Below are 14,079 nucleotides of genomic sequence, written 5' to 3' on the forward strand. Positions count from 1 at the left end.
CTGCCGAAGGCTGCGATCTTTGCCGAAGGCTGCGATCTTTTGATCTTGTTTTTCGGCGATGCCCGGAAGATCAAGATCAAAAGATCGCAGCCTTCGGCAGCTCCTACAGGGTGTGCGTGAGGTTTCTGAACATGAAGCTTTTGTCATGAAACTTAACGCCCTGCGACTGAATGTCGCGGATTCCGCGGGCTGCAGCACTGTTTCCGTTTTTGCAAAAAACCGTTACCAAACCCAGTCGTTTACTTAGCAAGCTACCAAACTCTATAACAGAGGCCTGCACACGCCTTGCTGCAGATAACAGAGATTGGAGCTAGCAGATGACTGTAAAAGTAACTGAACGCGACGATTCACATAAATCCCACGAGGGGGTAGCCGCCGGTATCCGGATCTGGGATGTGCATCAACAAGACCTGCTGGTCGGGATGTTCCATTCCGAGACCGATGCGCAAAACTACAAGGCCGAACTGGAAACCCTGGAACAGCAACGCGAGTTACAGTCCGCCTGAGAAAACTTGTAGGAGCGAGCTCGCTCCTACAAGTGTTACCACATCAGGTCATCAGGGATCTTATAGGCGGCGTACGGATCGTCCTCGGCAGCGACCTCTTCGGTCTGCACATTCAATTGCACGATGCGCTGTGGGTCGCGTTCCTGAATCTTCAGTGCCGCCTCGCGCGGAATCACTTCGTAGCCGCCAGCGTGATGCACGATGGCCAGCGAACCGCTGCTGAGCTTGTTGCGCATCAGGGTGTTGACGCTGATGCGCTTGACCTTCTTGTCGTCGACGAAGTTGTAGTAATCCTCGGTCGTCAATTTCGGCAGGCGCGAGACTTCGATCAATTGCTTGACCTGCGCGGCACGGGCCTTGGCCTCGGCCTTCTCCTGCTGCTGGCGGTTGAGTTCCTGGTCGCGCTTGACCTTCTCGGCCATGGCTTCCTGCGCCGCGCGCTGCTGGGAGTCATCCAGCTCGATCTGGCCTTTGTGGGCCAGGCGTTGTTGTTTCTGCTTGTCTTTGCTGACCTGCTTGGCCTGCTTCTGGTTGACCAGCCCTGCTTTGAGCAACTGGTCGCGAAGGGAAATGCTCATGGTGCTTATTACTCACTTAGGCCACTGCTCAACCGCAGCTGGGCAAATTCTTTTCCTGACGTTTGGCTTCGCCCCACAAGGCGTCCAACTCTTCGAGGGTGCAATCTTCCATGGGACGGCGGGTGTCGCGCAATGCCTGTTCGATAAAACGAAAGCGTCGTTCAAACTTGCCGTTGGCGCCACGCAGTGCGGCTTCCGGATCGACCTTGAGATGCCGCGCCAGATTGACCACGGAAAACAGCAGATCGCCGATCTCGTCGGCCACGGCTTCGGGATCGTTTTCCGACATCGCTTCGAGGACTTCATCGAGCTCCTCACGCACTTTATCGAGCACCGGCAAGGCATCTGGCCAGTCGAACCCGACCTGCCCCGCGCGCTTCTGCAATTTTGCCGAACGGGACAACGCTGGCAGTGCGGCGGGAACATCATCGAGCAACGATAGCTGTTCGGGCGCTGAAGATTTCTCCGCGCGCTCCTCGGCCTTGATCTCTTCCCAACGCTGCTTGACCTGCTCTTCACTCAAACGCGGGACATCCAGCGGCGCATACAGGTCACCGGTGGGGAACACGTGGGGATGACGACGGATCAGCTTGCGGGTGATGCCGTCGACCACGCCGGCGAACTCGAAGCGCCCCTCTTCCCGAGCCAACTGACTGTAATAAACCACCTGGAACAACAGATCACCCAGCTCACCCTGCAAGTGATCGAAGTCGCCGCGCTCGATGGCATCGGCGACTTCGTAGGCTTCTTCGAGGGTGTGCGGGACGATGGTGGCCCAGGTTTGCTTGATGTCCCACGGGCAACCGTACTGCGGGTCGCGCAGGCGGTTCATCAGGTGCAATAAATCTTCAAGTGAATACATCTTTCAATCTCTGCCCGCTCTTTGTAGGAGCGAGCTTGCTCGCGATGGACGTTAACGATGACGCATGCTGTCTGAATGAACGCGTCGCCCTCAGGTTCTTCGCGAGCAAGCTCGCTCCTACATGTCTTACGGCGTACGGTTACGCCGGGTTTCGATGATGTTCGGCAACTGGGAAATCCGCCCCAGCAACCGCCCCAATGCGTCCAGCCCCGGAATCTCGATGGTCAGGGACATCAACGCGGTGTTGTCCTCCTTGTTCGAGCGGGTGTTGACCGCCAGCACGTTGATCCGCTCATTGAGCAGCACCTGCGAGACGTCACGCAGCAGACCGGAACGGTCGTAGGCGCGGATGACGATGTCCACCGGATAGGTGAGCACCGGCACCGGCCCCCAGCTGACCTGGATAATTCGCTCGGGCTCGCGCCCGGCCAGCTGCAGCACCGAGGCGCAGTCCTGGCGGTGAATGCTCACGCCGCGACCCACGGTGATGTAACCGACGATTGCATCGCCCGGCAACGGCTGGCAGCAGCCGGCCATCTGGGTCATCAGGTTGCCGACACCCTGGATCTGGATATCGCCGCGCTTGCCCGGCTTGTAGCCGGTGGCCTTGCGTGGAATCAGTTCCAGCTGCTCGTTGCCACGCTCCGGCTCGACCAGTTGCTGCGCCAGGTTGACCAGTTGCGCCAGGCGCAGATCCCCGGCGCCGAGGGCGGCGAACAGGTCTTCGGCGGTTTTCATGTTGGCCTTGTCGGCCAGCTTGTCGAAATCCACCGCGGGCAGACCGAGGCGATTGAGCTCGCGCTCAAGCAGCGTTTTACCGGCCGCGACGTTCTGGTCACGGGCCTGCAACTTGAACCAGTGAACGATCTTCGCCCGCGCCCGCGATGTGGTGACGTAACCCAGGTTCGGGTTCAGCCAGTCGCGGCTCGGGGTGCCGTGCTTGCTGGTGATGATCTCGACCTGTTCACCGGTTTGCAGGCTGTAATTGAGCGGCACGATGCGCCCGTTGATCTTGGCGCCACGGCAGTTGTGACCGATTTCGGTGTGTACACGGTAGGCGAAGTCCAGCGGCGTCGCACCCTTCGGCAAATCGATGGCGTGACCGTCCGGGGTAAAGATGTAAACCCGGTCGGGCTCGATATCGACCCGCAGCTGTTCCGCCAGGCCACCGATGTCGCCCAGCTCTTCGTGCCATTCGAGTACCTGGCGCAGCCAGGAGATTTTCTCTTCGTAGTGATTGGAGCCGGACTTGACGTCGGTGCCCTTGTAGCGCCAGTGCGCGCACACACCAAGTTCGGCTTCTTCGTGCATCGCATGGGTGCGGATCTGCACTTCCAGCACCTTGCCCTCGGGCCCGATCACCGCTGTGTGCAGCGAGCGATAGCCGTTTTCCTTGGGGTTGGCGATGTAGTCGTCGAACTCTTTCGGAATGTGCCGCCAAAGGGTATGGACGATGCCGAGCGCGGTGTAGCAATCGCGCATTTCCGGCACCAGCACGCGAACGGCTCGAACGTCGTAGATCTGGCTGAACTCCAGACCCTTGCGCTGCATTTTGCGCCAGATCGAATAGATGTGTTTGGCCCGGCCGCTGATGTCGGCATCGACGCCGGTGGCCTGCAATTCGTTTTTCAGCTGGCTCATCACGTCGCTGATAAAGCGCTCGCGATCGAGTCGCCGCTCGTGGAGCAACTTGGCGATCTGCTTGTACTGGTCCGGCTCCAGGTAACGGAAGGACAAGTCCTCCAGTTCCCACTTGATGTGACCGATACCCAGGCGATGGGCCAGTGGCGCGTAGATGTCGAAGACTTCACGGGCGACGCGGTTGCGTTTTTCGTCGTCGGCGGTCTTCACCGCACGGATGGCGCATGTACGCTCGGCCAGTTTGATCAGGGCGACGCGAACGTCGTCGACCATGGCCACCAGCATCTTGCGCAGGTTTTCCACCTGGCCCTGGGTGCCCATCACCATGGATTTGCGCGGACTCAGGCTGTCGCTGATCGCCGCCATGCGTTGCACGCCGTCGATGAGTTTGGCCACCACCGGGCCGAAGCGCTGGCTGACTGCCGGCAACGGGATCTGGGCTTCGCGCACGCCCCGGTACAGGACCGCGGCGACCAGTGAGTCCTGATCGAGTTTGAGATCGGCGAGAATCTCGGCGATCTCAAGGCCGGTACGGAACGTGGAGTTCCCTTCCGACCACAGATTCTGTGCCGCATTGGCTTGTTGTTCGGCCTCGCGAGCGTACTCGCAGGCCTCTTTCAAGGCTTCGCGATCCAGTGCCAGATCGACACTCACCGCGTGATCGAGCCAAGCCTCGAGATTGATACTGCCGTCGGTGTTGATCGGCTGGTGTGCTCTCACCTGTACCATCTTGCTTACCTTCCCTACGACGCAGATTCAATGCGTCAAATCGCTGACCTTCGTTGCCCGTGCGCCCACATCGGGCTGGGTGCGCGGCTGCACGGGCGGGCCAGTCGGACCAGACGAGCATCCTAGCTCGCTTCAAATAACGCCATGGCCTCGACATGTGCCGTTTGAGGAAACATATCGAGAATCCCGGCACGTTTTAACCGGTAGCCCTGCTTGATCAATTCGACCGTGTCACGCGCCAGAGTGGCCGGGTTGCACGACACGTACACCAACCGTTCGGCGCCCAGGGTCTTGAGCTTGCGAACAACCTCGAAAGCACCGTCACGCGGTGGGTCCAAGAGTACCGCACAAAAGCCTTCGGCGGCCCATTCGGCGTCCGTCAAAGGCTGGGATAAATCGGCCTGAAAAAACTTCGCGTTATGCAGATTATTGCTAGCCGCATTCGCCGCTGCCCGATCGACCATCACCTGCACACCTTCGACCGCCACCACTTCGCGAGCGGCCTTGGCCAGTGGCAAGGCAAAGTTGCCCAGACCACAGAACAGATCGAGTACGCGCTCATCCGCTGTCGGCTTCAACCAGTCCAGCGCCTGGGCGACCATCGCTTCGTTGACTGCGGCGTTGACCTGGATGAAATCCCCGGGACGGTATGCCAGCTCCAGACCCCACTGTTCAAGACGATAACCCAACGACTGATCGGCCTCGACCGGCTGCGGTTCACCGTCGCCATGCAGCCACAACTGGGCTTCGTGGAACGCGCAGAAATCCTTGAGGATCGTCAGGTCGGCGTCGGACAACGGCGCCATGTGCCGCAGCAAAATCGCCAACGTCGAGCCGCTGAACAACTCCACATGCCCGAGTGCCTGAGGTTTGCTCAAGCGTCGCAGCATCTGGGGCAGGCGGGTCATGATTGGTTGCAAGGGCTGTACCAGCACCGGGCAATCATCGATGCCAACGATGTCCTGGCTGCCGGCGGCGCGGAACCCGACTTCGAGTTTCTTCGCCTTCATGTCCCAGCGCACCGCCACACGGGCGCGACGACGGTAGCCGAATTCCGGACCGGTCAATGGTTCGGCCCACTCCTCGGGCGCGACACCGGCGACCTTGGACAATTGCTCGGCGAGCATGCGCTGTTTCAGGGCGAGTTGTTCGTTGTGGGGCAGATGCTGCACGCTGCAGCCGCCGCAACGGCCGGCATGGGCGCACGGTGCCGGGCGGCGCAACTCGCTGGCGTTGAACACCCGCTCGGTCCGCGCCTCGACCACTTTGCCGTGGGCACCGAGTACGCGAGCCTCGATTTCTTCGCCGGCCAACGCACCGATGACGAACCAGGTACGGCCTTCGAAAAACGCGATGCCGCGACCGTCATTGGCCAGGCGCTCGATGGTCAGGCGCTGTTTTTTGCCGGTCGGGATTTGCGGGGCCTTGCTGCCGCCGGTGGGCTGGAAGCGCAGGCCTCTTTCATGTTTGGCCATCAGTTGGGCGCGTCGAAAATGCCGGTCGACAAGTAACGGTCGCCGCGGTCGCAAATGATCGCGACGATCACCGCATTTTCAACTTCTCTGGACAGGCGCAGCATTGCCGCCACGGCGCCGCCCGAGGACACGCCACAGAAAATGCCTTCTTCACGGGCCAGGCGACGGGTCACGTCTTCGGCTTCGACTTGGGCCATGTCGACGATCCGGTCCACGCGATCAGCCTGATAGATCTTCGGCAGGTATTCCTGAGGCCAGCGACGGATACCCGGGATCGCCGAACCTTCCATTGGTTGCAGGCCGATGATCTGCACGTTGTCGTTCTGCTCTTTCAAGTAGCGCGACACGCCCATGATGGTCCCGGTGGTGCCCATGGAGCTGACGAAATGGGTGATGGTGCCCTGGGTCTGGCGCCAGATTTCCGGGCCAGTGGTGGTGTAGTGCGCCTCGGGGTTATCACCGTTGGCGAACTGATCCAGTACCTTGCCGCGACCTTCGGCTTCCATGCGCTGGGCGAGGTCGCGGGCACCTTCCATGCCCTCCTCCTGGCTGACCAGGATCAGCTCGGCGCCATAGGCGGTCATGGCTGCCTTGCGTTCGGCGCTGGAGTTGTCCGGCATGATCAGGATCATCTTGTAACCCTTGATCGCAGCGGCCATGGCCAGGGCGATCCCGGTGTTGCCCGAGGTCGCTTCGATCAGTGTATCGCCGGCGTGGATCTGCCCGCGCAGTTCGGCGCGGGTGATCATCGACAGCGCCGGACGGTCCTTGACCGAACCCGCCGGGTTGTTCCCTTCGAGCTTGAGCAATAGGGTATTGCTGGTGGCGCCGGGCAGGCGCTGCAAACGGACCAGCGGAGTGTTGCCGACGCAATCGGCGATGGTTGGGTACTGCAAGGTCATGGCGTATTCGCAATCCAGACTGCGGGGGCGACTATCATACCGGCAAACGTTCGCAGGCCATATCACGCAAAGTGTGGTGCTTATGGTTTATGGGAATAAGCAGATATTTTGCGGTGAACATGAGGGCCTCATCGCGGGCAAGCCCGCTCCTACAGGGGACTGAGGTGATCACATATTTTTCGGTTGAAACACAGTCAATGTGGGAGCGAGCCTGCTCGCGATGGCGTCGTCACGGGCACCACCATCATCCGCCAACAGACGCATATTCAAGCGCAACCCGGTCCCGGTGTTCTGCGCCCACAGCTGTCCACCCTGACGCTGCACCGCATTCCGGGCGATGCTCAACCCCAACCCAAACCCACCATCCCCCGGCCGCGAACCGTCGAGCCGGGTGAACGGCAGGAAGATCCGCTCCAGATCCGCTTGCGCCACTCCACCGCCCTGATCCTCCAGCCACAGGTGCCAGAAATCGCCATCACGCCGTCCGCCCAATTGGACGATGCCTCCCGTCGGCGAATGACGAATGGCATTGCGCAGAATGTTTTCCAACGCTTGGGCCAGGGTATTGAGATGACCGCGAACCCAGCAGGATGCATCCACCGTGCATTGCAACTGCGTATCGGGCCAGCCACTTTCATAGCAGGCGTTTTCCGTGAGCATTTCCCACAGGGCCTGGATCTGAATCGCCTCGTCGGGCAACCGGGTGCGCTCGGTGTCCAGCCATGCCAGTTGCAGCGTGTCTTCCACCAGGCGCTGCATGCTATCGACCTCACGACCGATACGTTCGCGCAATGGCTCCAGCCCCTGCTCGCTTTCACTGGCCACCCGCAGGCGGCTCAAAGGCGTGCGCAATTCGTGGGACAGGTCGCGCAACAGTTGCTGCTGCAAGGCCACAGTGCTTTGCAGGCGCTCGGACATGTGATCGAACGCCCGCCCCAGCTCACCCAATTCATCGGAACGATTGGTGGTGCGGCTCGATAGGCGCACATTCAGTTGGTCGGCACGCCAGGCATTGGCCTGCTCACGCAAGTGATTGAGCGGCACTACCAGCAAACGGTAGAGCCCGACGCACAGCAGCAAAGTGAACAACCCCGGAATCACGCCGTTGGTGATCACCCGCCAGAACACCCGGTATTGCCCAGGCAGAAAGCGTTCGGGCAGTTCGATCACCAGGCTGCCAGTGGACGGGTCGCCGGGAAACGGTATGCGTATCCACGGCCGGCCTTTCTTGTGAATGGGCCAATCGAGGCCGCGCAAAAAAGTCAGGCGTTCGACTTCCTTGTCCGTCAGCGATTGGTTGCTCAAGGACTGCAAATCACCACCGATGACACCGACCCAGCCTTTTTCCCGCTGACCCATGCCTTGCAGCCAGTCATCGACACCGGCGCTCTGGCGCTGCTTCCACGCCTGCTCGGCTTCGGCGGCATAACCGGACAGGGTGCCGCGGGCCTCATCGGATAGGAACTGGTTTCGCTCCTCCATGTAACGCCCCCATGACCAACTCAACCAGATCATCAGCAGACAGAACGCGACCAATAGACAAGCCAGTTTCCAGAACAGCGAGTGCCTGCCCGGCACGTTACATTTCATCGGCGGCGCTCAGGATGTAACCCTTGCCCCATACCGTACGCACTTCGCGCTCGGTGTAGCCAATGGCCTTGAGCTTGCGGCGGATCTGGCTGATGTGCATGTCCAGGCTGCGGTCATGGGCCGCATAACCGCGTTGCAGCACCTGTTGATAGAGGAAGGCTTTGCTCAATACTTCGTCGACGCTGCGGTGCAGCGTCTCCAGCAGCCGATACTCGCTGCGGGTCAGGCCGCCAGCCTGTTCGCCATAAAACACCTCGAAGCTTTCATCGTCGAAACGCAGGCTGTCCATCGACGGGGCTGGCACTGCGGGTGCGGGCCGGCGGTCGAGTGCCACCCGCCGCAGAATGGCTTCGATGCGCACCCGCAACTCCACCATGCTGAAGGGCTTTGGCAGGTAATCGTCGGCCCCCAGGCGAAAACCGCTGATGCGATCGGCCTCGGCACCGAGGGCCGACATCAGCAACACCGGGGTGGAATGACTCTGGCGCAATTGAGTCAGTACCGCCAGGCCGTCCATGCCCGGCAGCAGGATATCCATCAACACCACGTCGAAAGGCTGCCGGCGGGCAATGTCCAGGCCTTCCTGGCCGTTCTGGCACCAGGTCACCTGGAAGCCGCTGCGGTCCAGGTGCTCGTGAACGTAGGCGCCGAGCACAAGGTCGTCTTCGATGGACAGGATTCGGGGGAGGCCAGCAGTGATGGGAGTCATGACTATCTGCAAACAATTCTCAGTTGAGCGATTATTCAAGATTGCCTCGCCAGGGGCAACCCACGGTTTGTCCGTATCGCCAAAGAGTCGCCCGGGCGGACGAATGACTGCACCATTTTTACGAAGATTGCCCGCGAGCAAATCGCTACACTGCGCAAGTGGTGCATGGCGGATGCATGTACGGGTCTATAAATAGCGGGATGCAGGAGAGATGCGTGCTCAAGAAACTGGGAATCAAAGGCCGCGTGCTGTTGCTGACCCTGTTGCCAACCAGTCTGATGGCGTTGGTGCTGGGGGGGTATTTTACCTGGATGCAACAGGCTGACCTGCAAACCCAACTCATGCAGCGCGGCGAAATGATCGCCGAGCAGTTGGCTCCACTGACGGCGCCAGCCATGGGCCATCAGGACAACGAACTGCTCGAACGCATCGCCACCCAGGCCCTGGAGCAAACCGACGTACGGGCAGTGACCTTCCTGGCTCCCGACCGCACGTTGCTGGCCCACGCCGGCCCGACCATGCTCAATCAGACGCCCTCTGGCAGTGGCACGCAAATGCTGCGCCACAGCGGCAGCGATGCGACCCGCTATCTGCTGCCGGTATTCGGCAAACACCGCAATCTGGCCGGAGACGTGATTCCCGAAGAAGCAGACCGCCTGCTTGGCTGGGTCGAGCTCGAACTGTCCCATAACAACATGCTGTTGCGCGGTTACCGCAGCCTGTTCGCCAGCTTGATGTTGATCGCTACGGGACTGATCGGTGCGGCGCTGCTGGCCCTGCGCATGGGCCGCACGATCAATCGGCCGTTGAGCCAGATCAAGCAGGCCGTGGCCCAACTCAAGGACGGCCACCTGGAGACCCGCTTGCCGCCCCTCGGCAGCCAGGAACTGGATGAACTGGCTTCCGGCATCAACCGCATGGCCGGCACCCTGCAAAATGCCCAGGAAGAATTGCAGCACAGCATCGACCAGGCCACCGAAGACGTGCGCCAGAACCTGGAAACCATCGAGATCCAGAACATCGAGCTGGATCTGGCGCGCAAGGAGGCCCTGGAAGCGAGCCGGATCAAATCCGAATTCCTGGCCAACATGAGCCATGAAATCCGTACGCCGCTCAATGGCATTCTCGGCTTCACCCACCTGTTGCAAAAAAGCGAGCTCACCCCACGCCAGCTCGACTACCTGGGCACCATCGAAAAATCCGCCGACAGCCTGCTGGGCATCATCAACGAGATTCTCGACTTCTCGAAAATCGAAGCTGGCAAGCTGGTGCTCGACCATATTCCGTTCAACCTGCGCGACCTGCTCCAGGACACCTTGACCATCCTCGCCCCGGCCGCCCACGCCAAGCAGCTGGAACTGGTGAGCCTGGTGTATCGGGACACGCCGCTGTCACTGGTAGGCGACCCGTTGCGGCTCAAGCAGATCCTGACGAACCTGGTGAGCAATGCGATCAAGTTCACCCGCGAAGGCACCGTCGTCGCCCGCGCCATGCTCGAAGAAGAACACGAAGACACCGTGCAGCTGCGCATCAGCATTCAGGACACCGGCATCGGCCTGTCGAGCCAGGACGTACGCGCCCTGTTCCAGGCCTTCAGTCAGGCTGACAACTCGCTATCGCGGCAACCGGGCGGCACTGGCCTGGGCCTGGTGATTTCCAAACGCCTGATCGAACAGATGGGCGGCGAGATCGGCGTCGACAGCACGCCGGGGGAAGGGTCGGAATTCTGGATCAGCCTGAGCCTGCCGAAAACCCGTGACGATGCCGAAGACCTGCCCGCCGCGCCGCTGCTCGGGCGCCGGGTGGCGGTGCTGGAAAACCACGAACTGGCCCGGCAGGCCTTGCAGCATCAACTGGAAGACTGCGGCCTCAACACCACACCGTTCAACACCCTGGAAAGCCTGACCAATGGCGTCACCGCCGCCCACCAGACCGATCAGGCGATCGAACTTGCAGTGCTCGGCATCACCAGCAACGACATGCCGCCGGAACGCCTCAACCAGCACATCTGGGACCTCGAGCATCTTGGCTGCAAAGTGCTGGTGCTGTGCCCGACCACGGAACAGACGCTGTTCCATCTTTCCGTGCCCAACCCCCACAGCCAGCTCCAGGCGAAACCGGCCTGTACCCGCAAGTTGCGACGCTCCCTGTCTGATCTGGTCAACCCGCGCCCGATGCGCCGCGAGCCGGGCGAACCGTTGTCCAGCCGTGCACCGAAGGTGCTTTGCGTCGACGACAATCCGGCCAACCTGATGCTGGTGCAGACCCTGCTCGAAGACATGGGCGCCAATGTGCTCGCGGTGGAAAGCGGTTTTGCCGCCATCAAGGCGGTGCAGAACGAGACATTCGATCTGGTGTTGATGGACGTGCAGATGCCCGGCATGGACGGCCGCCAGAGCACCGAGGCGATCCGCCAATGGGAAAGCGAACGCCATTGCACGCCGCTGCCGATCGTGGCCCTCACCGCCCACGCCATGGCCAACGAAAAACGCGCGATGCTGCAAAGCGGCATGGACGACTACCTGACCAAACCGATCAGCGAACGGCAATTGGCACAGGTGGTGCTGAAATGGAGCGGCCTGGCGCTGCGCAATCACAGCCCGGAGCGCTCCGGCGATGGGCATGCTGGCGCCCACGACCTGTTGGTACTCGACCACGACGAAGGATTGCGCCTGGCCGCCGGCAAGGCTGATCTGGCGGCGGACATGCTGGCGATGCTGCTGGCGTCCCTGGAGGCTGACCGCGAAGCCATCCGCCTCGCACAGCAAAGCAAAGCAACGACCACAACGCCCTGATCGAACGGGTCCATCGCCTGCATGGCGCGACGCGTTACTGCGGCGTACCGCAATTGCGTGCGGCCTGCCAACGCAGCGAAACCCTGCTCAAGCAACAGGACCCGAATGCCGGCGTGGCACTGGAGGAACTCGACCGGGCGATCAATCGCCTGGCGGCCCAGGCGCGCATGAATGCTTGATGCAGCGCAACTGCGTCAATCAAACATCAGCATAAGCTCAGCGCAAACCCTGTAGGAGCTGGCTTGCCAGCGAAGGCGGCCTCAGAGACAGCACAGGGTTTGAGATCCTCTTCGCAGGCAAGTCGGATCGCCGCACCGCAGCTCCTACAGAAACGGGACAGAGAGGACATCATGCGTACGATTTTTTTCAGCAGCCAGAACTACGACCGCGACAGTTTTCTAGCTGCCGAACAACCGGTCGGCATCGAGCTGCAATTTCAGCCTGCGCGCCTGAGCCTCGACACAGTGGCGCTGGCCCAGGGGTATGAAGCGGTCTGTGCGTTCATCAATGATGACCTCGGCGCGGCGGTACTCGAACGCCTGGCCGCCGGTGGCACTCGCCTGATCGCCCTGCGCTCGGCCGGTTACAACCATGTCGACTTGCCGACGGCAAAACGTCTGGGACTGGCCATCGTGCGCGTCCCGGCCTATTCGCCCCACGCGGTGGCCGAACATGCAGTGGCGCTGATCCTCGCACTCAACCGCCGCTTGCCCCGCGCCTACAACCGCACTCGCGAAGGGGATTTCAGACTGCAGGGGCTGACGGGTTTCGACCTGGTAGGCAAGACCGTCGGCGTGGTCGGCACCGGTCAGATCGGTGCCACCTTCGCCAAAATCATGAGCGGATTTGGCTGCCAGTTACTGGCCTGTGACCCCTACCCCAACCCGCAGGTCGAAGCCCTTGGCGCGCGCTACCTGAGCCTGCCGCAGCTGCTGGCCGAATCGCAGATCATCAGCCTGCACTGCCCGCTCAACGAGCAGAGCAAGCACTTGATCAACCGCCAATCCCTGGCGCACATGCAACCGGGCGCAATGCTGATCAATACCGGACGTGGCGGCCTGGTGGACACCCCGGCGCTGATCGATGCCCTGAAAGACGGTCGCCTGGGTTACCTGGGGCTGGATGTGTATGAGGAAGAGGCGCAGTTGTTCTTCGAGGACCGCTCCGACCTGCCGCTGCAAGACGATGTACTGGCCCGGTTGCTGACCTTCCCTAACGTGATCGTCACCGCACACCAGGCCTTTCTGACCCGCGAAGCGCTGGACGCGATAGCCGCCACCACGTTGCGCAACATTGCAGCCTGGACGGCGGGCACCCCGGAAAACCAGGTGACGGGAGACTGAAACGGATCGAAGGTCATCTGCCTGCGCGATGCGGTGTGCAAGCCCGTGATAGCATATCGCGCATATTTGGAGGACCCATGGTCGAACACGATTTCCGCTACAGCCTGATGAACCCGCAACACACCCTCACCGAATGCCGCGCCCTGGTGCCAGGGCGCTATCAGGTCACCGGCAACGGTGGCTCGATTCGCAACAACGACGTGCTGGTCGTGACCCTCAAGGGTGCCAAGGACTTGTCCATGCGCCTGACCGTCGAAACGGTTCGCCACCTGATCAACCCGCCCGGTCAATGGGTCGCGGTGGCCAGTGGCCCGGTATTCGGCGAACTGGCGATTCATACCTGGCAAGTGAACTGTGACAGCTGCGCCAAAGAGCTGAGCTTCGAGTTCGCCGTCGATGCCAAGCTGGGCAACAAGGCCGAAAAGCCTGCCGCCACTGCGCGGATTGCCGAGCTGGGCTGGACCACCGTTGGCGAGAAACACCTGTGCCCGAAATGCCAGGAGCCTGCGTGATGAAACGCCTCGCTCTGAGCGCGATGGCCGGTGCCAGCCTGCTGGGCTGCGCCGCCGAGCCGGTGCAGTTGCAACAAAACCGCAGCTACATTCTGGAATGGATCGGCGAACGGCCGTTGATGGACTACAGCCACCTGACCATCACCCTCGCTGAAGACGGCCGGGCTTACGGCAATGGTGGCTGCAATCACTGGTTCGCGCCGTACACCCTCGATGGCGACAAACTGACCTTCGGCAAAATCGGCAGCACCCGCAAACTGTGCGCGCCGGCGCTGATGGAACAGGAAAAACGCTTCCTCCAGGCCCTGGAAAACGTCCAGCGCTGGGACGTCTCCCCGATCGAGCAGATGCGCTTCTGGCCAGCCGAAGGCAAGCCGCTGCGTTGGTGGCTTGAGGAGGGTTGATCCCCTAAAAGATCGCAGCCTGCGGCAGCTCCT

Annotated in this window: 11 protein-coding genes and 1 pseudogene; 5 read left to right on the top strand and 7 right to left on the bottom strand. The window is 61.2% G+C overall.

Going from position 1 to position 14,079, the window contains the following annotated elements; genetic code table 11:
* Window positions 1-317 precede the first annotated feature (317 nt).
* Window positions 318-506, top strand: coding sequence for a hypothetical protein (locus tag AC1DXW_RS15145; protein ID WP_218427367.1), 189 nt, complete (start codon window positions 318-320; stop codon window positions 504-506).
* A 35-nt stretch (window positions 507-541) separates the two neighbouring features.
* Here AC1DXW_RS15145 and AC1DXW_RS15150 read toward each other — a convergent pair whose 3' ends face one another.
* From AC1DXW_RS15150 to AC1DXW_RS15180, 7 genes are all read right to left on the bottom strand, one after another.
* A complete protein-coding gene (locus AC1DXW_RS15150) occupies window positions 542-1,084 on the bottom strand; it encodes a DUF2058 domain-containing protein (RefSeq protein WP_477754821.1) in 543 nt (180 codons plus the stop codon).
* A 28-nt stretch (window positions 1,085-1,112) separates the two neighbouring features.
* Window positions 1,113-1,946, bottom strand: coding sequence for a nucleoside triphosphate pyrophosphohydrolase (gene mazG, locus AC1DXW_RS15155; protein WP_477754820.1), 834 nt, complete (start codon window positions 1,944-1,946; stop codon window positions 1,113-1,115).
* Between the two features lie 126 nt (window positions 1,947-2,072).
* Window positions 2,073-4,316: a GTP diphosphokinase gene (gene relA, locus AC1DXW_RS15160; RefSeq protein ID WP_477760160.1), complete on the bottom strand. Its 2,244-nt coding sequence runs from the start codon at window positions 4,314-4,316 to the stop codon at window positions 2,073-2,075.
* Window positions 4,317-4,438: 122 nt separating this feature from the next.
* Complete coding sequence (gene rlmD / locus AC1DXW_RS15165) at window positions 4,439-5,791, bottom strand: 23S rRNA (uracil(1939)-C(5))-methyltransferase RlmD (RefSeq protein ID WP_477754818.1); 1,353 nt, start codon at window positions 5,789-5,791, stop codon at window positions 4,439-4,441.
* Window positions 5,791-6,693, bottom strand: coding sequence for a cysteine synthase CysM (gene cysM, locus AC1DXW_RS15170; RefSeq protein WP_477754817.1), 903 nt, complete (start codon window positions 6,691-6,693; stop codon window positions 5,791-5,793). The genes rlmD and cysM overlap by 1 nt, the downstream gene beginning before the upstream one ends.
* Window positions 6,694-6,861: 168 nt before the next feature.
* The gene (locus AC1DXW_RS15175) at window positions 6,862-8,283 is read right to left on the bottom strand and encodes a histidine kinase sensor domain-containing protein (RefSeq protein ID WP_477754816.1); all 1,422 of its coding nucleotides are present in this window, start codon (window positions 8,281-8,283) and stop codon (window positions 6,862-6,864) included.
* Window positions 8,273-8,992: a response regulator transcription factor gene (locus AC1DXW_RS15180; protein WP_477754815.1), complete on the bottom strand. Its 720-nt coding sequence runs from the start codon at window positions 8,990-8,992 to the stop codon at window positions 8,273-8,275. Before AC1DXW_RS15180 ends, AC1DXW_RS15175 begins: the two co-directional genes overlap by 11 nt.
* Before the next feature lie 215 nt (window positions 8,993-9,207).
* Between AC1DXW_RS15180 and AC1DXW_RS15185 the strand changes: the two are divergent.
* From AC1DXW_RS15185 to AC1DXW_RS15200, 4 genes and pseudogenes are all read left to right on the top strand, one after another.
* Window positions 9,208-11,966, top strand: a pseudogene (locus tag AC1DXW_RS15185) (response regulator).
* 171 nt (window positions 11,967-12,137) lie between these two features.
* On the top strand, window positions 12,138-13,130 hold the full coding sequence (locus AC1DXW_RS15190; protein WP_477754813.1) for a 2-hydroxyacid dehydrogenase: 993 nt from the start codon (window positions 12,138-12,140) through the stop codon (window positions 13,128-13,130).
* A gap of 77 nt (window positions 13,131-13,207) precedes the next feature.
* On the top strand, window positions 13,208-13,642 hold the full coding sequence (locus AC1DXW_RS15195) for a hypothetical protein (RefSeq protein ID WP_007988765.1): 435 nt from the start codon (window positions 13,208-13,210) through the stop codon (window positions 13,640-13,642).
* On the top strand, window positions 13,642-14,046 hold the full coding sequence (locus tag AC1DXW_RS15200; protein ID WP_477754812.1) for an META domain-containing protein: 405 nt from the start codon (window positions 13,642-13,644) through the stop codon (window positions 14,044-14,046). The genes AC1DXW_RS15195 and AC1DXW_RS15200 overlap by 1 nt, the downstream gene beginning before the upstream one ends.
* Window positions 14,047-14,079: the final 33 nt, after the last annotated feature.

The sequence above is a fragment of the Pseudomonas sp. P4_C4 genome (assembly GCF_056402055.1).